Origin of the sequence: Clostridium sardiniense (assembly GCF_016907995.1) — a bacterium.
Taxonomy (GTDB): Bacteria; Bacillota; Clostridia; order Clostridiales; family Clostridiaceae; genus Clostridium; species Clostridium sardiniense.
Window position 1 is genome coordinate 1 of sequence record NZ_JAFBDA010000036.1, and the last position, 18,936, is coordinate 18,936.

Consider the following 18,936-nt stretch of genomic DNA (forward strand, 5'->3'; position numbering starts at 1 on the left):
ATTTTTTATGTGGGCGCATAGCTCAGCTGGGAGAGCACCTGCCTTACAAGCAGGGGGTCACAGGTTCGAACCCTGTTGTGCCCACCACATAAATTCAATATGGCTCAGTAGCTCAGTTGGTTAGAGTGCCAGCCTGTCACGCTGGAAGTCGAGGGTTCGAGCCCCTTCTGAGTCGCCAAAAGAAGTAAGTTTATACTTACTTCTTTTTTTTATGCAATAAATTATAAGTTATATTAATCACAATAGGTCATTTTTTATCATAATTTATTATGAGCAAAGGTGCGATTAGAAAAGTTAATTTTGAGTTTGGCTGGATAAAGTTAGTATAAGCAAATCTAGGAAAGTGCTATTATGAGGAGGAATAAAAGATGAATTTGAAGGAAGCAGAGATATTATCAACTGTTAAGGTTATTGATGTAAAAGCAGAGGGAGATTTAAGAAGAAGATTTTTTGACTTAGGAATAATAGAGGGAACAGATATAAAGGTTTTGTATGGGGGGCCTTTTGGAGATCCAAAAGCATATTTGATAAGGGGTACTGTAATTGCGATAAGGGAAGAGGATGGTGAAAAGATAGAAGTAATAAGATGTTAGGAGAAAGGATATGGGATTAACTAAAAACTCTACGGGACTTAGATTATTATCACCAGATAAAAGAAAGGGAAACATTAAAGAAGATTATGTTGTTGCATTAGCTGGTAATCCAAATGTAGGCAAGAGTACTGTATTTAATGCACTTACTGGATTAAATCAACATACCGGAAATTGGCCAGGTAAAACAGTAGTTAATGCAGAGGGATATTATGAATTTAAAGGTTCAACAATAAAAGTAGTAGACTTACCAGGAACATATTCATTATTATCGAATTCTGAAGAGGAAGAAATAGCAAGAGATTATATTTGTTTTAGCGAGCCGGATATAGTAGTTGTTATAGCTGATGCAACATCATTAGAAAGAAATCTAAACTTATTTATACAAATATCTGAAATAACAGATAAAGCAATATTATGTGTAAACTTAATTGATGAAGCGGAGAAAAGAAACATAGAAATAAATTTAGAATCACTGTCAAAGGAATTAAATTCAACTATTGTCTCAGCATCTGCTAGAAATGGAATTGGGATAGAAGAATTAAAAGAGGCTATATTTAAGGAAGTTAAACTAACAAACAAGAAAAAAAATGCAATAAATTATAGTTTTGACATAGAAAAAGCAATAGAAGAAATAGAAGTTATAATAAATCAAGCTGTTAAAGTGGATAAAAGAAAAAGTAGATGGATATCGATTAGAATATTAGAGGGAAATGATAGCATTTTAAAGACCTTATACTATAAATATAATATTGAAGAAAAGTATATACAGATGATATACAAAATAAGAGATGATCTTAATAAAAGTTATAAAGATAAATCAATAGAAGATATAATAATAAAATCTATAATAAATGAAGCTGAAAGAGTAGGAAATAAAGTTGTTAAGGCTGAAGGAGAATATAATAAGACACAAAGGAAGATAGATAAGATACTAGTATCTAAATCAACAGGAATACCTATTATGATAGTGACTTTATTAACTGTATTATGGATAACTATAACTTTAGCAAATTATCCGTCAGAGCTTCTAGCTAATATGTTTGGATATGGAGAGAATTATCTTAGAGAATTCTTTGCAGGACTAAACTTAGCATCTTGGGTAGGAGGGGTATTAATTGATGGTGTTTATGTTACCTTAGCCTGGGTAATTTCAGTAATGTTACCTCCTATGGCGATTTTCTTTCCTATGTTTACTCTACTTGAGGACTTAGGTTATTTGCCAAGAATAGCATTTAATCTAGATAAATGTTTTAAGAGATGTTGTGCTTGTGGTAAACAAGCCCTTACAATGTGTATGGGGCTTGGATGTAATGCAGCAGGAATAATAGGATGTAGAATAATTAATTCTCCGAGGGAACGGATTATAGCTATATTAACTAATGCATTTATGCCTTGTAATGGTAGGTTTCCTATGCTTATTTCTATAGCATCGATATTTGTGGGAGGAATAGCAGTAGGTATTAAGGGAAGCTTTATATCAGCTATTACAGTGACCGTAGTTATCATTTTAGGTGTCTTAATGACGTTAATTGTATCTAGGATATTATCAAAGACTATATTAAAAGGATTACCTTCAAATTTTATATTAGAACTACCTCCATACAGAAAGCCTCAGATAGGTAAAGTTATTGTAAGGTCAATATTAGATAGAACTCTTTATGTATTAGGTAGGGCTATAGCTGTTGCAGCTCCAGCTGGAATAATAATATGGATATTCTCTAATATAATGATTGGAGATGCTACGTTGCTATCTATATGTGCTGATTTTCTAAGTCCTTTTGCTAATGCGATAGGGGTAGATGGTTATATATTAATGGCATTTATATTAGGCTTACCAGCAAATGAAATAGTAATGCCTATAATAATAATGAGTTACTTAAGAGCTACAACAATGTTAGAATTAGATAGTTTAGTGGAACTTAAAGAATTATTGGTTGCTAATGGATGGACAATGTTAACTGCCATTAATACTATGATACTATGCTTAATGCATTATCCATGTGGAACAACACTATGGACTATTAAGAAAGAAACTAAGAGTGTTAAATGGACTGCTCTAGGTTTTTTAATACCAACAATTGCTGGTATAATTGTTTGCTTCATTACAACACAAGTATGGAGACTATTTGCTTAATATATAAATCAGAATAAAAAAGGAGTATTATTACTAATACTCCTTTATATATTATAAAATATTATCTTTTTGCTAGATTTAATTTTATTCTTATATCGTCAGAATAAAATTTATATAATCTAAAGTTACCAAGAAGTCTTGAAGAAATTCTCTCACTATAATGTTTAGCAATTCCTGATAAAGTTAGGTTTGTTGATATTATCATTCTTTTCTTTTTAAGAAGTTTTCTATTTATAAGATTAAAAAGTTCAGTAGCAACAAAGTCATTTAATTGTTCTGAGCCTAGATCATCAATTATAAGAAGATCACAATCAAGTAATAGTTTTTCAAGATAGTAGTTATTATTAAACTTTATATCCCTTAGACATCTTATTAGTTCATCAGAAGTTTTATATACTACAAGGAAACCTCTATCTAATAATTCTTTAGCTATACAGTATGAAAGAAATGTTTTACCGCTTCCAGGTGTTCCATAGAATAATAAATTATCTGATCCATGTTTAAAGTTTGGAATAAAGTCTTTCATAACAAAATCAAGATTATTCTTCATATTAGTTCTAGGAGAATACTTTTCTCCATTTTCTTTTGAAGATGAGAATAATTCTATATTAAAGTTACTAAAATTATTATCTCTTAAAAGATCTTGAAGTTCAGAATCTTTATAATAAAGCTTAACTAACTTATCCTTGTAACAATTACATTTTTCTATTCCTATATATCCAGTATCCTGACACTTTTTGCATCTATAATGCATATTAAGATACTCAGGGTCATATCCATGGGATACTAGTTGCTCACATTTTTTTGCTCTTAAATCTGTTATATCATCTTTAATCTTTCTTATGTCAGCTTCACTTGTATCTTTTTTTAAAATTGTCATTGTAAGTTTTAATGAAAGTTTGTGAATATCATTATCTAAATCTAATATTTCAGGATATAAAGACTTTATTTCTGCTCTTCTTTGCTTAAGTCTCTTATCTTCATCATTCCTAATTTTTTGATACACTTCCATTAAATCTGATTGATATCCTCTAATCATCTTTATCCCATCCTAACAATTTCTTTTCTAGAGAGTCATAATCATATTCTCTCTGCGTAAAATCATTGAATCTTATAGCCTTTGGTTTATTAGAATTAGTATTATTGCTATAGTTGGTTTTAAATTGTTTATTATTAGATTTATTCTTATCTTTAAGGGCAATATCTTCAATTGTTTTAATGTTGTTTTGATGCCACTTACCTAATATACCATCTATGTATTTAAAGTCAGCTCTATTAAGTCTTTCAAAACATATATCACAGGCCTTTTCAATTAATTGCATATTGAACTTATAAGTGAAAATCCATTTTTCAAGCATTTCTTCTTGGGGCTTCATAACTTCTGAAGATTTCATTCCAAGATAGGATAGAATTCTTCTTATCTTAGTCCACTTATCTTCATTCTGTTTAATATGAATTTGCGCTTCTTCAACAGTTTTGATATTCATATCATTCCAAGATTCTGCAACTTTTTCTATATATCTAAAATTATTTTTCCCCTTTGAAGAGCAATATTCTATTAAGATAAGAATAAGCTCAGATGGAAAATTAAATTCACGTTGCCATCCTAGATATATCTCCATTTCTTTACTAGATAAAGGTCTTGCAAGAATTTTTTCAATATCCTTAAGCATATCGGTAGTTTCACTGTTGTTTAAAGCTTCTAGAATATTTATATTATCTTTATTTACATTAGGGTCTTCATCTTCAAGTGATAAGAATTCTATACTAAAGTTACTCATTTTATCTATAGGGACTAATTTAATAACACCTTCATCATTCCAGTAGTTTAAGGCATTCATTATATCTGATTCTAGTAAGTTTAATGTTGTGGCTAGTACAGAGGAGTTAACCCCAGGTTCGCTAGCAATATTATATTTTAACATTAATAAATAAACCTTAACGAACTCACCACGAGCTTTGGGCATATATTTTTCTATAAATACATTGCTCACAGGAGTAAAGGTTAAGGCTGTGTTTTTAAGCATAAAAGTGCTCATTTAGCGTATCTCTACCTTTCAAATTAAATTTAACAAGTCTAAATTATATTATTGGTTATATGTAAATTAATTATAACAAAGTGGTAGTGTTATAACAACTTAAGGTAAAAATAACATATGTATAAAAAAATAATTATTGGGAAAGTTAAGGGATGTGTTACAAATTTTAAGAAAAAGAGGAGAGATTTATGGACTCGGGTAGTAGGAAAAAAATAATTTTTTCAGTTACAGCAATGTTTGTAGCCTTTTTATTAATTAACTTTTATTTAGATTCTAAGACTAAGGCATTTGAAGTGTATATAGGAGATGCTGTTATTGGATATAGTAGCAGTAAAGAGGAAGCTAAATCAGATTATAGTAGCATAATAGATAATTTAAATAGGACATTAAAAGATGAAGAAAAGATTCATGAAGAGAAGATATCATTTAAAAGAATAAGTGATGATGTTAAATTAAGTACATATAACGAGATTGAAGAGAATATTTTAAAGACAATGAGTGATGAAGTAACACTAAAGTCATTCAATATAGATAACAAAAAAATAGGATATGTATTAGATAAAGATGATATGAATGAAACTTTATCTAAGGTTGGGGCATATTATGCTAAAGCAAATAACATAGATAGAGATAAGATAGCTTCAATAAATGTAAAAGGTAATATAAATTTAAAAGAGGAGAAAGTCAAAATATCTAATTTAAATAGTAGTGATTATTTGGCTAACAAAATAGTTAAAGAAAATAAAAATGTAATAGATGTAGACTTAGTGGTTAATGATAAGCAAGTAATAGATATAGAGCCAATAGTAAAGATAGAGAGAACTGATAATTTAATGCTTGGTGAGAGTAAAGTTAAAGAAGAGGGTAAAAAGGGAAAGAAAGAGCAAGTTGTTAATGTTACATATAGAAACGGAAAGAAGATAGATACTAAAGTTTTATCAGAAAATATAATTGAAAGTAGCAAAAGTAAAGTTGTATACAAAGGAACAAAGAGCCCCATAGACAATAAATTTGCATTTTTAAGTAGCCCAACTAGAGGAGGGGTAGTAACCTCTACCTTTGGAGAGAGATGGGGGAAGCTTCATAAAGGGATGGATATAGCAGGGAATATTGGAGATCCTGTCATGGCTGCCTTTGACGGTGTAGTTAGGAACGTGTTTTATGAAAGAGATGGATATGGGAAAGTTGTTATATTAGAACATGAGGATGGCTTAGAAACAAGGTATGCTCATATGAGTGAGTTTGAGGTTAAAGAAGGAGATAAAGTTAAAAAGGGAGATCTTGTAGGTAGAGTAGGCAATACTGGAAGGAGTACAGGACCCCATTTGCATTTTGAATTAAGAGTAAATGGAAATCCCGTAAATCCTGAAGGATATATAAATTAATTATTTTAATATATTATTGAAATTTAAAATACCTTCTCCAACATTTGCTTTTGGTAGATCTTTGCGATCACAAGCAAGCTTTATTATTGATAGAACATCATCAAAGGTATAAGAACTATTATGCTCTAATATAAGTGCAGATACAGCACTTACAAAAGCTACTGATAATGAAGTACCACTAAAAGTTTTATAATTGGCATCAAGCTTAGGCGGATATAGCTTGGTGCCGTTTTTTTCAGATATATAAGAAGTATTACTATTAAGGGAAGTTATATTAGTACATGCTGAAACAAAATCAGGCTTAACTAACTTACAATATGGTCCTTTTGAAGAGTATAGGTATGGGGCGTTAGAATTTTTAGTTTCAACTCCACCAACAGTTATACAATTCTTTAAGGTTGCAATTCCCATAATATTATTAAAACTTGAATTAGTACTTCCACTTGGTACTATAGGTATCATTCTATTCTTTATAGCGACATCAAACATAGAGTTAAATGCATCTATAATATAATAATTATGATTTAATAATTCAAATGGAAGACATAAAATTCTTATATTATTAGCCATAGAAGATTTTATAATACTTTCTATGCTATAGAGAATATCAGAAGCATATCCCTTACCTAACTTGTCGAAGGCCTTATAACATACTATTTTACTAGATGGTGCTATTCCCTTATATAAATTATCTGAAGAGATACCACTGCCACAAATTAATCCAGCCATTGCAGTACCATGTCCATTATCATCATAAGGATTTTGAGCACCATTAATAATATCAAAAAACGCTTCTATTCTATTATTAGGACTTAATAAATCAGTATGAGGATAAACTCCGCTATCTACTAAGCCTATTTTTATGTTAGTACCTGAATAATTTAATTTATCTTTATTTAGAGAATAGCAATTGTTAGCTGCACTTACACTCATGCCACACAAAAATAAATAGTCATCAAAGAAAATTTTTTCGACCTCTGGATACTCCAAAATTAATTTAATTTCATATTTATTTAAATTGGCTACAACTATATTGCAATACTCTAATGGATAAATTAAAGCTTCTTTAAAGTGAGAAACTTTCTTTACAATAGAAGAAAATAAAGTTTTACACTTTATAAGAACTCTATATTTTTTATAAGCATTTTCTTTTATGGCAATATTTAAATTGTAGTCAAGCTTACTTCTGAGATTAAACATAAAGGACTCCTATAATAGTTATTACAATACCATATTATAGTTTAAGTCCTTTAATTGTTAATATTATTTTATATCTTATAAGTTTGACCTACATTAATTATTTTAACTGTATCATCTTTAAAATTAACAAGAGTCTCATGTGTTTCATTAAAATCCTCTAAAGAAATTTTAAATGTTTTATAGTGTATTGGGATCATTGTTTTACTTTTCATCATTTTATACATTTTATAACCTTCTTCAGGGGAGCAATGCATATGTTGGAATCTAGCAGGCTTATAACAACCTACTGGCATTAATGCTATATCACATTCAATACCCTTAAAATTCTCAGTGTATGCAGTATCTCCTGCAAAGAATACCTTAGTATTATTTCTTTCTATAAGGTAAGAATTACTTTCATCATCTATACCAACATAGAATCTACGGCCATCGTGATTGGCTTTAACGGAAGTGATTTTTAAGAAATCATCTTCAAAAGTATCACCAGTTCTTAAGAGATTTACATTTTTATATCCCATTGTTGATAAAATTCTCTTGTATCCTTTTGGAACTATAACTGTAGCATCTTTATTAAGCCTTCTTAATCTTTTTAATGAAGGGAAATGCATGTGGTCCATATGGCCATGAGAAAGAACGATGTAATCAATTTTAAGTTCAGCTAAATCAAATGGCTTATCAATAACTCGCTTAAAATATCCTAATCTATTTGATATAACAGGGTCAGTTACGATGATTTTTCCAGATAAATTTATTATTGTTGTCGCATGACCGTACCAATGTATAGAATTTTCCTCTATTGGATCATTATTTGATATCTCTCTAGTTTTAAAGTATTCTTTTAAATTGTTATAAGTTAATTGTGATAAAAAGTGTACGTTCTTAAAAAAATTCATAAGTACACCTCCTTAAGTGTTAAGTTAACCTTTCCACTTAAATACTATAATACCTATTATCATAATTGCAACACCTATAAATTCTTTTAAGGTAAAATTTATTTTTTCACTTCCAAAAAGGCCAAAATAATCAATTATGGCTGCCGTAACAAGTTGAGATACTAAAATAATACCTATAGCACAGGTAGTACCTAAAGATCCAATACTCATCATTACCGTAAAGATAATAACGACTCCTAATGCCCCTCCTAATAAGTATATTTTATTAGCACCACTTAAAGCTTTAAAGTCACCTTTACCTACAAATACAGTAACAATTAATGTAATTATTAGTCCTGTTAATTGAACTAAAGTGTTTGTTTCCCAAGTTCCTATCTTTTCTCCAAGTCTCGTATTAAATACTCCTTGAAGACTCATTGAAATTCCAGATATTATTGCATATATAAATCCTAACAATTGAATCACCTCAATGTTAGTGTTACCAATTAGATATTAAATATAATAAAAAAAGCTATAAGAAAAATCTTATAGCAGAAAAATTAATTAGATAACTTATTAAATTCTTGTATTATTTGCTGTTCTGAGAATCCTAAGGTATCACCAAGGCTTAGTAAATCCTCAAATAATGTCTCAAAATGATCTTCAGAACGTGAAATAATTAAATCATTTATATCTATGTATAAATTAAGAAATTGGTCGCTTAAGCAATATTCATTAGGTTGTATAGTAATCTCATCTACTTCATCGTATCCATTAGTAATACCAACTGAAAGCACCTGCTTTAAGCACTTTACATATTTTGATAGTACTACATTAGTATCAGTAGCTTCTTTTCTATCAATTGTATATGCAAAACAATTAGTTTCATTTGCAAGGTCACTTACTTTTATGTGTAGTTCTAAATTCTGACGAGCTTTTATCTTATACTCATCTAACTCTGGATTGATATTTAGTTTTTTATCAAGTTCTTTTTGTACTTTAAATAAATTTGAAATAAACATTAACAAATCCCCCTGTTCTTAAGGCAATTATACTAATCCATTTTACAAAAACTTTGTATTTATGAAAAGGGGAGTAAACGAATACAAATAAAATTTATTTTAAAAATTCTAAAAATTTTTAAAAATTGGACTAAACAGACAAAAAAATAACTTCATTTAATATAAATGAAGTTATTAATAAAAAAACGATAAATATAGCGAATTAGAAAGTTTTTAACTCAAAATCTTTAACTTTGAATTCTCTTTTATTGTTAGGAACTTTCCATAATTGGAACTTATCTATTTTAAGTGTTTTATTTTCTATTTTATTTTGAGGAATAATTTGTGAATCTAAAGGTTTCTTTTTAGGATCTTTAGAAACATAATTTAGATTAGCTAAAGATACAGAAGGATTATCTGAGTTATTCTCTCTAACATTAAATCCATGAAGTTTTAAGTTATCTGTAAGGGCTCTTTCTATTTTCTTTATGTATCCTCTATAACTTATACCTAAGTTTACTGTTTTTAAATCTTCGCTAATAGAAAGATCACTAGAAAGCTCAACCTTAAATTTTTTATAAGGACGTAATATCTTTTCAATAACTGTATTTAGTTTTTCTACATTAGGATTATCGATTACTTCTAGTGCAATATAAGGTGCCGGTGAATTCCTGTTTGCTCTTAGTTTTCTAGACACTGTCTTTTGAACTGGATTAATAACTTCATATGAAGAGTCATCAAATAATGCAACAATATAATATCTCATATCTTACCTCACATAATATATTCTTATGGATTTTAATATCCAAACCTTTCTATAAATTATAACATAATACTTTATAGAAAAAAACTGAAGGGAATAAATAAGGCAAATCTACAGATAATAATATTGTAAATTAAACTTTCAGGAGGGATTAGACATGGATAAAAATCATAATTCTAGTATTAAATGTATAGTTGATGAGTGCAAATATCATTGTAAAGATGATGATTACTGTACTTTAAATGTAATTGAAGTAGGTAAACATGAAATTAAAGCCGAATCAAAGAAATGTACAGATTGTAATTCATTTGAATTGGACTAGAAATTAGGTCAATGATATAGTAAATATTAATAATTAACCTATTTAATGGATAGATAAAAGCGTTACAAAGCTTTTATCTATCTTATTTTTTAACTTTATTAAAAAAAATATTTCAATAATACAAGTTTGTGTTATAATGATAATCGAACTATTAAAAAATAATAATAGGATTATAATGTCTAATAGATATTTTTTTGGATAATTAATTAAATATTGGGAATTTTAAATATATAGAATCTAAAAAATAAGGGTGAATTGGATGGAAAAGTTAGTTATAAATGGAGGCAATCCTCTAAAAGGTTTAGTTGATATAAATGGAGCAAAAAATGCAGCGGTTGCAATATTACCAGCGGCAATAATTGCGAGTGAAAAAAAGTGTGTTATAGATAACATACCGGATATAGAAGATGTACATTGCTTAGAAAGAATACTTTTAAGCTTAGGATGTAAGTTAAATAAAATTGATAATAATACGTTAGAAATAGATAGTACAGAAGTACATACATATGATGCATGCACAGAAGATGTAAGAAGAATGAGAGCATCATATTACTTTATAGGAGCACTTCTTGCAAGATTTAAAGAAGCAAGAGTAGAGCTTCCAGGGGGATGCCCGATAGGGGTAAGACCTATTGATCAACATATAAAAGGTTTTGAAGCACTTGGTGCAGATGTAACTATAGAGCATGGAGCAGTAAAGGTTAAGGCAGATAGATTAGTTGGAACTAACATATTCTTCGACGTTGTTTCTGTTGGAGCTACAATAAATGTTATGATAGCTGCTACAGGAGCTGAAGGAGTAACTACCTTAGAAAATGTTGCAAAAGAACCTCACGTAGTTGATGTTGCAAACTTCTTAAACTCAATGGGAGCTAACATTAAAGGTGCAGGAACTGATATTATAAGAATAACTGGAGTTGATAAATTAGTTGGATGTGCGTATAGCGTAATTCCAGACCAAATAGAAGCAGGTACATTTATGATAGCTGCAGCAGCTACAAAAGGTGATGTAACTATTACAAATGTTATACCAAAGCACTTAGAATCAATAACAGCAAAACTTAATGAAATGGGTGCTATAATTGAAGAAGGCGACGATTCAGTAAGAGTTAGATATGATGGAAAGCTAAAGGGAGTTAATGTTAAGACAGCTCCATATCCAGGCTTCCCAACAGATGTTCAGCAACCAATGTCAACATTATTAAGTATGGTACCAGGAAGAAGTTTAATAACTGAATCTATATGGGAAAGCAGACATAAGCACATTGATGAGCTTAAGAAGATGGGTGCTAACATAAAGGTTGAAGGTAGAGTAGCTATAATAGATGGAGTTTCAAAACTTACAGGTGCTGTAGTTAAAGCAACAGATTTAAGAGCAGGAGCTGCAATGGTTATAGCAGGACTTGTGGCTGAAGGCGTAACAGAAATTACAAGTATAGAACATATAGATAGAGGGTATCCACACATCGAAGATAAGTTTAGAAAACTTGGTGCAGATGTAAGAAGAGTTAGTGTAGTAGAGTAAAATTTGGGGGAACAACAAATGATATTTTGTTCACTTTATAGTGGAAGTAGTGGGAATAGCATCTTTGTTGGAAATGATAATACAAAGATATTAATAGATGCCGGTATGCCAGGAAAGAAGATAGATGAAGCATTAACTAGAATAGATCAAAATCCTAGAGATATTGATGGTATTTTTATTACCCATGAACATTCAGATCATGTTAAAGGGGTAGGTGTTATATCAAGAAAATATGACATTCCTATATATGCCAATGATAAGACATGGGAAGCCATGAAAAATTCAATAGGTAAGATAAAAGAACATAACATTAAGATAATGGATAAAAGAAGCACTGTGGAAATAAAGGATTTAGCTATTAAATCCTTTAATATTCCTCATGATGCTATTGCACCAGTTGGATATACAATAAAGTCTAAGGATAATACTGCAAGTATAGCAACAGACTTTGGTACATTCACAGAAGAGATAAGAGACAATATTAAAGAGTCAGATATAATACTTTTAGAGTGCAACCATGATGTTAGTATGTTAAAGTTTGGACCATATCCTTATAATCTTAAGAGAAGAATATTAAGTGAAATTGGACATCTATCAAATGATGACTGTGGAAAAGCTATAACAGAGCTAATAAAGCACGGTAATAATAAACAAATAATATTAGGTCATTTAAGTGGTACTAATAATCATCCAGATTTAGCTTATCAGACGGTTTTAAGCGTTTTAGAAGATGAGGGTGTTAAGCAAGGCTTGGATGTTAAAATTTCAATGGCTAGTAGACATGAACCTAGCTCATTAATTAACTTATAATTTTAAAAAAGAAAGAGGAGAGAATGAGATGAGTTTATACAAAGATTGGACAGATATGGTTGTTGAATATGTAAAAGAAAAAGGTGAGAAAGCTTTTTGGCAAGAATATGGTAACATAGAAACAGGCATATACAAGGATTTATTATCAGACCATAAAGAGATTAAGAAGACTACAATAAAAGAATTAGCTAGTAAGTATAACACTACAGCTGAGTTTGTAATGGGATTTGTTGATGGAATAAACGATAGTTTAAAATCATCATATGATCTAGAAGCTATAGATGAAAATACAGAATTAGTATTTGATCTAGAGCTTGAAAAGTTATACTTTAATATGCTTGATGCTAAAGCAGATTATTTATATAATTTACCACAATGGGAAGGTATTTTCTCAGAAGAAAAGAGAAAAGAAATCCAAAAAGAATATAGACAATCAGGTATCGTTAGAAACGAAGAAAAGATAGGAAGAAACGATCCATGTCCATGTGGTAGTGGTAAGAAATACAAAAAATGTTGTGGAAAATAGTTTAACTTGAATATTAAAAAGCTCATAGATTTCTTATGGGCTTTTGTTATTATATAATTTTCTAGGAGGGTTTGTAATGGATAGTAATGTTATTTGGTCAAATGAAAAGAAAATTGAAAGAACAATAGAAGCTTTAAAAAAGAACAATATGAACGGGTATTATGTAAGGGACAGATATAATCTTATTGAGCTTATTAAGGACATTGTAGATGAAGGATCAATAGTTTCTTGCGGTGGCTCAATGACGTTATTTGAAACTGGAGTTATAGATCATCTAAGAAGTGGAAGATATGATTTTCTAGATAGATATAAAGATGGAATTACTAGAGAAGAAATAACAAATATATTTAGACAAGCATTTTTATCAGATGCATATTTTGTAAGTAGTAATGCTGTAACAGAAAACGGAGAGCTATATAATGTTGATGGTACTGGTAATAGGGTAGCAGCAATGCTATATGGTCCGGATAAGGTTATAGTTATCTGTGGATCTAATAAAATAGTTAAGGATGTTGATGAGGCTATAAAGAGAAATAGAGAAAAATCAGCACCTATTAATGCAAAGAGATTAGATAGAAAGACTCCATGTGCTAAAGTTGGGTACTGCATGGATTGTAGTAGTCCTGAGAGAATATGCAATGAGTATACTCTAATAAGAAGACAAAATGTATCTGATAGAATACATGTAATTTTCCTAAATGAAAATATAGGATATTAAAAAATAAGACTGCACCAGTTAAATTAAAAAAGTATAACTATACTTAACAAATGTAATGAACGCAAGGAGACGCCTTCAGAATATGATATTTAACCAGTGCATACAATTACCTATAATAATATTTATGCATTATAATAGGTGATTTATTACATAATTTAATAAAGTAAAATAAAAAAGCCAATAATCTAGGTAATAGAGTATTGGCTAATTATTTGTATAAATGTGCAAATAATTATTAGGAGGACAAATGAATATAACATTAGTAACTGTAGGTAAATTAAAAGAAAAATATTTAAAACAAGCAATAGATGAATACTCAAAGAGATTAGGAAGATATTGCAAATTAGACATAATTGAATTAGCAGATGAAAAAACACCTGATAATGCATCTGATAAAGAAGAGCAACAAATAAAAGAAAAAGAAGGAAGAGTTATACTTTCAAAGATAAAGGACACATCTTATGTTGTTGCTATGGATCTTAAAGGAAAACAAGTTACGTCAGAAGAATTTTCTAGCTTTATAGAAAAATGTGGAGTATCAGGAAATTCAAATATAGTATTTGTTATAGGGGGAAGTCTTGGACTTTCTGAAGAAGTTATAAGAAGAGCTGATTATAAGCTTTGCTTTTCTAAGATGACATTTCCACATCAATTATTTAGAGTTATGCTTTTAGAGCAGGTTTATAGAGCATTTAGGATAATGAAGAATGAACCGTATCATAAATAGATACGGTTTTTTGTATTTAGAAAATCCTGTGTTAGACATGAGGTTTAAAGGAACTATAGCTATAATACATAACAAAAATTAATAAAAATATAATCTGGCGACTGCATGAAATATAAAGCGAAATTAATACTCTTAAATTTTGTAAGGATACAGTATATAGACTTTTTAAATTTATGTAAATAAACTAGCAGATATTTTTATTAAAAGGCTAGGAGGTATTATAAATAAACACTTAGTAAATCTAATTTTCGAGAAATGCATTGATACAATTGTAGGTGATTATTTTTTAGTGTATTAATTAAAAGTATAAGTGTATTATAACAAGATTAAATACGAAATTTGATAGTATCATAAGTATTAAATTAGCCACTTATATAGGATATAATCTTGAAAGATCCATCATTAAGATCACTTTAATATATAAAAATTATATAAGTATATTAAGTAAAATTACAATAAAAATTATCGATAAAGTAAATAATATACTTAAAGATATACTAAATATTATGTTGAATGATGACTAAATTTGTTATAACAATTAAATATTTGAATAAGTATATCAAAATAACTTAAAACCAAAATAAAACAGTATCAAAAAATAACTAAAGTGTATTAAAGAAAAAGATTTCAATAATTAAAACTAAAGCTTAAATCATTGAAGAATATAGCTTTAAGTACTTTAAAAGTTCTTAATACATTTTATTGGCACAACATTTGCTTATAATATAAGTGCACGTAATAAAGTATTAGAGAAAGTTGACTTAGAGAAAAAATTACAATAATTAATTTTGCTTACAAGTTTTTAGAACTTATGTATAAATTTTATCGTAGCAAATAAAAAATAGGAGGTATATATATGGTAGGAATTATTCTTGCTAGTCACGGGGAGTTTGCTAAAGGCATCCTGCAATCTGGTTCAATGATTTTTGGAGAACAAGAGAACGTACAAGCTGTTACGTTGATGCCTAGTGAAGGACCTGATGATATTAAAGCAAAAATGAAAGATGCAATTGCATCCTTTGACAACCAAGATGAGGTTTTATTCTTAGTTGATCTTTGGGGCGGTACACCATTCAACCAAGCAAATAGTTTATTTGAAGAACACAAAGATAAATGGGCAATCGTTGCTGGTATGAATCTACCAATGGTGATTGAAGCTTATGGAGCACGTCTTTCAATGGAATCCGCACAAGAAATTGCGGCTAGTATTATAGGATCAGCTAAAGAAGGAGTTAAAGTTAAACCTGAAGCATTAGAACCAGTTAATGATGATAAATCAACTGCAGATTCTGCTAAGCAGTCTAATACAGGTGCTCCAGGATCATTTGAATACGTTTTAGCACGTATTGATTCCCGTTTACTTCATGGTCAAGTAGCGACTGCTTGGACAAAAAGTACGCAACCAACAAGAATTATTGTTGTATCAGATGATGTAGCTAGAGATGAACTTCGTAAGAAATTAATTCAACAAGCTGCTCCTCCAGGCGTTAAAGCGCATGTTGTTCCTATTGAGCAAATGATTAAACTTGCAAAGGATGATCAACATTTTGGAGGACAACGTGCAATGCTTCTTTTTGAAAATCCAGAAGATTTACTTAGAGCAGTGGAAGGTGGAGTACCAATAAAGACAATTAATGTTGGATCTATGGCTCACTCTCCAGGTAAAGTTCAACCAAATAAAGTTCTTGCTTTCAGTCAAGAAGATATTGATACTTTTGAAAAACTTAAAAAAGCTGGATTAGATTTTGATGTTCGTAAAGTTCCAAATGATTCAAAAGGAAATATGAACGAAATTCTTAAAAAAGCACAAGAGGAATTAAATAAATTAAAATAATATATATTATTTTAATAGAAAAAGGAGGATTAACATAGTGGATCTAAATATAATTCAAATAATATTAGTTATTATTATTGCATTTTTAGCTGGGATGGGAGGAATCCTAGATGAATTCCAATTCCATCAACCTCTAGTTGCCTGTACTTTAATCGGAGCAGTTACAGGTAACTTAATACCATGTCTAATCTTAGGTGGTAGTCTTCAAATGATTGCCTTAGGTTGGGCAAATATCGGTGCAGCAGTAGCACCTGATGCAGCATTAGCATCTGTTGCAGCTGCGATTATTCTAGTTCTTGGTGGAGAAGGGCAAGCAGGAATTTCTTCAGCTATTGCCATAGCAATTCCATTAGCAGTTGCAGGATTATTATTAACAATTATTTGTCGTACAATTGCTACAGCATTCGTACACTTCATGGATGCTGCTGCAAAAGAAGGAAATATTAGAAAAGTTGAAATGTGGCAAATTATTGCTATTTGTATGCAAGGTGTACGTATAGCTCTTCCAGCAGCATTAATCTTAATAATCGGTTCTGGTCCTATTAGTGCATTACTTAACGCTATGCCAGCTTGGTTAACAGACGGTTTAGCAGTAGGTGGTGGAATGGTTGTAGCTGTTGGTTATGCAATGGTAATCAATATGATGGCAACAAAAGAAGTATGGCCATTCTTTGCAATCGGTTTTGTATTAGCAACTATTCCACAAATTACACTTATGGGATTAGGTGCGATCGGTGTATCTATAGCGCTTATTTACTTAGCACTTAGCAAAAAAGGCGGTTCAGGTAATGGTGGATCAAATACAGGAGATCCAGTAGGCGATATTATCGATAGTTATTAAGAAGGGAGAGAAGACGAAAATGGAAAAAAATTTAAAGCTAACAAAAAAAGATCGTCTTTCTATTTGGTGGCGTTCAACTTTCATTCAAGGATCTTGGAACTATGAAAGAATGCAAAACGGTGGTTGGGCATATTCATTAATTCCAGCAATCAAAAAGTTATATAAAACTAAAGAAGAAAGATCAGCTGCGTTAATACGTCACTTAGAATTCTTTAACACTCACCCATATGTAGCTTCACCTATTATTGGGGTAACATTAGCATTAGAAGAAGATCGTGCAAATGGATCACCTGTGGATGATGTAACTATTCAAGGTGTTAAAGTTGGTATGATGGGACCTTTAGCAGGTATTGGAGATCCAGTTTTCTGGTTTACTGTTAGACCTATATTAGGAGCATTAGGTGCTTCACTTGCTATGGCAGGTAACATTCTTGGACCTATTATATTCTTCTTTGCTTGGAATATTATACGTATGGCATTTACTTGGTATACACAAGAACTTGGTTACAAAGCAGGATCTCGTATTACAGAAGATTTATCAGGTAGTTTATTACAAGATATTACAAAGGGAGCATCCATACTTGGTATGTTCATCTTAGGATCATTAGTTAATAGATGGGTATCTATTAAGTTTATACCAGAAATATCAAAGGTTCAGTTAAGTCCAGGTGCTTACATTGATTGGGGTAGCCTTCCTGCTGGAGCAGAAGGTATGAAACAAGCGTTAATGCAACAATCAGCGGGTTTATCACTAACTCCTGATAAGGTTACAACATTACAAGGTAACTTGGATTCATTAATTCCTGGACTTGCAGGATTATTATTAACACTTCTTTGTATGTGGTTACTTAAGAAGAAGGTATCTCCAATTGTAATTATTCTTGCTTTATTTATAATTGGTATTGTCTTCCACTTAATAGGTTTAATGTAATATTTCTATTCAGCCTGGGTTAGTGTAATATTTTTTACTTAGCCTGGGCTTTTTTTAACATAATAAGTTAAATTAGAGTGAGAAAAATAAATTTTATGATATTATGAAATGGAAGAATAAAGACTTAATTTAGAAACTTATCTAAAGAAATAGAGAAATTTGAAATTAAGTTTAATGAGCATACTAATTTTAATTATTTGGTTTTGGACCAATGCTTTCTTGATTCTTTTAAGAAATATATGAATAAAATATAATGTATATACTAAGTAGAAAAGAGGTAGAACGTATGATTAAATCACTCAATACAAAGGTAGATTTAGTAGTTGATGCAACAGCTTTTACAGGTCTTACGGATTATGGGCAAATAATGATTGGTGACAAGGGTTTTGAATTTTATAATTCTCGTGATGTTCAAAAATTCATTCAAATTCCTTGGGAAGAGGTTGATTATGTTATTGTATCAGTAATACTAAAAGGAAAGTGGATTCCACGATATGCGATCCAAACTAAGAAAAATGGTACATATTCTTTTTCATCTAAGGAAACAAAGAAAGTACTTCGTACTATTAGAAATTATGTTGATCCAAATCACATAGTTAAGTCATTAAGCTTTTTTGATGTTGTCAAACGAGGGGTAAAATCTATATTTAAGAAGAATTAATATTAAAAGATTTTGTACTTGGTATAATAAGCTGGATAGAAGGATAATAGAAAG

At 30.0% G+C, this 18,936-nt stretch carries 20 protein-coding genes and 2 tRNA genes; 15 read left to right on the forward strand and 7 right to left on the reverse strand.

Annotated features, from left to right (window positions below):
* The first annotated feature begins 11 nt into the window (after window positions 1–11).
* The 4 genes from JOC62_RS17955 (at window position 12) to feoB (ending at window position 2,727) form a co-directional block, all read left to right on the forward strand.
* Window positions 12–87, forward strand: a tRNA-Val gene (locus JOC62_RS17955).
* A 14-nt stretch (window positions 88–101) separates the two neighbouring features.
* Window positions 102–178, forward strand: a tRNA-Asp gene (locus tag JOC62_RS17960).
* 190 nt (window positions 179–368) lie between these two features.
* On the forward strand, window positions 369–593 hold the full coding sequence (locus JOC62_RS17965; RefSeq protein ID WP_204596654.1) for a FeoA family protein: 225 nt from the start codon (window positions 369–371) through the stop codon (window positions 591–593).
* A 10-nt stretch (window positions 594–603) separates the two neighbouring features.
* Window positions 604–2,727 carry a ferrous iron transport protein B gene (gene feoB / locus JOC62_RS17970; RefSeq protein ID WP_204596655.1) on the forward strand — a complete coding sequence of 708 codons (2,124 nt, stop codon included), beginning with the start codon at window positions 604–606 and terminating at the stop codon, window positions 2,725–2,727.
* 61 nt (window positions 2,728–2,788) lie between these two features.
* On the opposite strand, the gene JOC62_RS17975 is transcribed toward feoB, so the two are convergent.
* Together JOC62_RS17975 and JOC62_RS17980 are read right to left on the reverse strand one after the other, a co-directional pair.
* The gene (locus JOC62_RS17975) at window positions 2,789–3,766 is read right to left on the reverse strand and encodes an ATP-binding protein (protein WP_204596656.1); all 978 of its coding nucleotides are present in this window, start codon (window positions 3,764–3,766) and stop codon (window positions 2,789–2,791) included.
* On the reverse strand, window positions 3,759–4,766 hold the full coding sequence (locus JOC62_RS17980) for a DnaD domain protein (protein ID WP_204596657.1): 1,008 nt from the start codon (window positions 4,764–4,766) through the stop codon (window positions 3,759–3,761). The genes JOC62_RS17975 and JOC62_RS17980 overlap by 8 nt, the downstream gene beginning before the upstream one ends.
* A gap of 188 nt (window positions 4,767–4,954) precedes the next feature.
* On the opposite strand from JOC62_RS17980, the gene JOC62_RS17985 reads away from it, so the two are divergent.
* The gene (locus tag JOC62_RS17985) at window positions 4,955–6,151 is read left to right on the forward strand and encodes a peptidoglycan DD-metalloendopeptidase family protein (protein ID WP_204596658.1); all 1,197 of its coding nucleotides are present in this window, start codon (window positions 4,955–4,957) and stop codon (window positions 6,149–6,151) included.
* On the opposite strand, the gene JOC62_RS17990 is transcribed toward JOC62_RS17985, so the two are convergent.
* The 5 genes from JOC62_RS17990 to JOC62_RS18010 all read right to left on the reverse strand — a co-directional run bounded on the left by JOC62_RS17990 (window position 6,152) and on the right by JOC62_RS18010 (window position 9,990).
* Entirely contained in the window at window positions 6,152–7,351 is a 1,200-nt protein-coding gene (locus tag JOC62_RS17990; RefSeq protein ID WP_204596659.1) for a S8 family serine peptidase, read from the reverse strand.
* A 68-nt stretch (window positions 7,352–7,419) separates the two neighbouring features.
* Window positions 7,420–8,244 carry an MBL fold metallo-hydrolase gene (locus JOC62_RS17995; protein WP_204596660.1) on the reverse strand — a complete coding sequence of 275 codons (825 nt, stop codon included), beginning with the start codon at window positions 8,242–8,244 and terminating at the stop codon, window positions 7,420–7,422.
* 24 nt (window positions 8,245–8,268) lie between these two features.
* Window positions 8,269–8,700 carry a DMT family transporter gene (locus tag JOC62_RS18000; protein WP_204596661.1) on the reverse strand — a complete coding sequence of 144 codons (432 nt, stop codon included), beginning with the start codon at window positions 8,698–8,700 and terminating at the stop codon, window positions 8,269–8,271.
* Window positions 8,701–8,783: 83 nt separating this feature from the next.
* Window positions 8,784–9,245, reverse strand: a complete 462-nt coding sequence (locus JOC62_RS18005) for a dUTP diphosphatase (protein WP_204596662.1) — start codon at window positions 9,243–9,245, stop codon at window positions 8,784–8,786.
* Between the two features lie 202 nt (window positions 9,246–9,447).
* Window positions 9,448–9,990, reverse strand: coding sequence for a hypothetical protein (locus tag JOC62_RS18010; protein WP_204596663.1), 543 nt, complete (start codon window positions 9,988–9,990; stop codon window positions 9,448–9,450).
* Window positions 9,991–10,144: 154 nt separating this feature from the next.
* On the opposite strand from JOC62_RS18010, the gene JOC62_RS18015 reads away from it, so the two are divergent.
* The 10 genes from JOC62_RS18015 to JOC62_RS18060 all read left to right on the forward strand — a co-directional run bounded on the left by JOC62_RS18015 (window position 10,145) and on the right by JOC62_RS18060 (window position 18,882).
* On the forward strand, window positions 10,145–10,309 hold the full coding sequence (locus tag JOC62_RS18015; RefSeq protein ID WP_204596664.1) for a DUF1540 domain-containing protein: 165 nt from the start codon (window positions 10,145–10,147) through the stop codon (window positions 10,307–10,309).
* Window positions 10,310–10,568: 259 nt separating this feature from the next.
* On the forward strand, window positions 10,569–11,834 hold the full coding sequence (locus tag JOC62_RS18020; protein ID WP_204596665.1) for a UDP-N-acetylglucosamine 1-carboxyvinyltransferase: 1,266 nt from the start codon (window positions 10,569–10,571) through the stop codon (window positions 11,832–11,834).
* Window positions 11,835–11,852: 18 nt separating this feature from the next.
* Window positions 11,853–12,644, forward strand: coding sequence for an MBL fold metallo-hydrolase (locus tag JOC62_RS18025; RefSeq protein WP_204596666.1), 792 nt, complete (start codon window positions 11,853–11,855; stop codon window positions 12,642–12,644).
* A gap of 28 nt (window positions 12,645–12,672) precedes the next feature.
* Window positions 12,673–13,170, forward strand: a complete 498-nt coding sequence (locus JOC62_RS18030) for an SEC-C metal-binding domain-containing protein (protein ID WP_204596667.1) — start codon at window positions 12,673–12,675, stop codon at window positions 13,168–13,170.
* A gap of 76 nt (window positions 13,171–13,246) precedes the next feature.
* Entirely contained in the window at window positions 13,247–13,888 is a 642-nt protein-coding gene (locus JOC62_RS18035) for a lactate utilization protein (RefSeq protein ID WP_204596668.1), read from the forward strand.
* A 247-nt stretch (window positions 13,889–14,135) separates the two neighbouring features.
* On the forward strand, window positions 14,136–14,615 hold the full coding sequence (gene rlmH / locus JOC62_RS18040; protein WP_204596669.1) for a 23S rRNA (pseudouridine(1915)-N(3))-methyltransferase RlmH: 480 nt from the start codon (window positions 14,136–14,138) through the stop codon (window positions 14,613–14,615).
* An 856-nt stretch (window positions 14,616–15,471) separates the two neighbouring features.
* Window positions 15,472–16,449 carry a mannose/fructose/sorbose PTS transporter subunit IIA gene (locus JOC62_RS18045; RefSeq protein ID WP_204596670.1) on the forward strand — a complete coding sequence of 326 codons (978 nt, stop codon included), beginning with the start codon at window positions 15,472–15,474 and terminating at the stop codon, window positions 16,447–16,449.
* A gap of 37 nt (window positions 16,450–16,486) precedes the next feature.
* Window positions 16,487–17,290, forward strand: coding sequence for a mannose/fructose/sorbose family PTS transporter subunit IIC (locus tag JOC62_RS18050; protein ID WP_204596671.1), 804 nt, complete (start codon window positions 16,487–16,489; stop codon window positions 17,288–17,290).
* Between the two features lie 19 nt (window positions 17,291–17,309).
* Entirely contained in the window at window positions 17,310–18,221 is a 912-nt protein-coding gene (locus tag JOC62_RS18055) for a PTS system mannose/fructose/sorbose family transporter subunit IID (RefSeq protein WP_204596672.1), read from the forward strand.
* 286 nt (window positions 18,222–18,507) lie between these two features.
* Window positions 18,508–18,882, forward strand: a complete 375-nt coding sequence (locus tag JOC62_RS18060; protein WP_204596673.1) for a DUF956 family protein — start codon at window positions 18,508–18,510, stop codon at window positions 18,880–18,882.
* Window positions 18,883–18,936 lie beyond the last annotated feature (54 nt).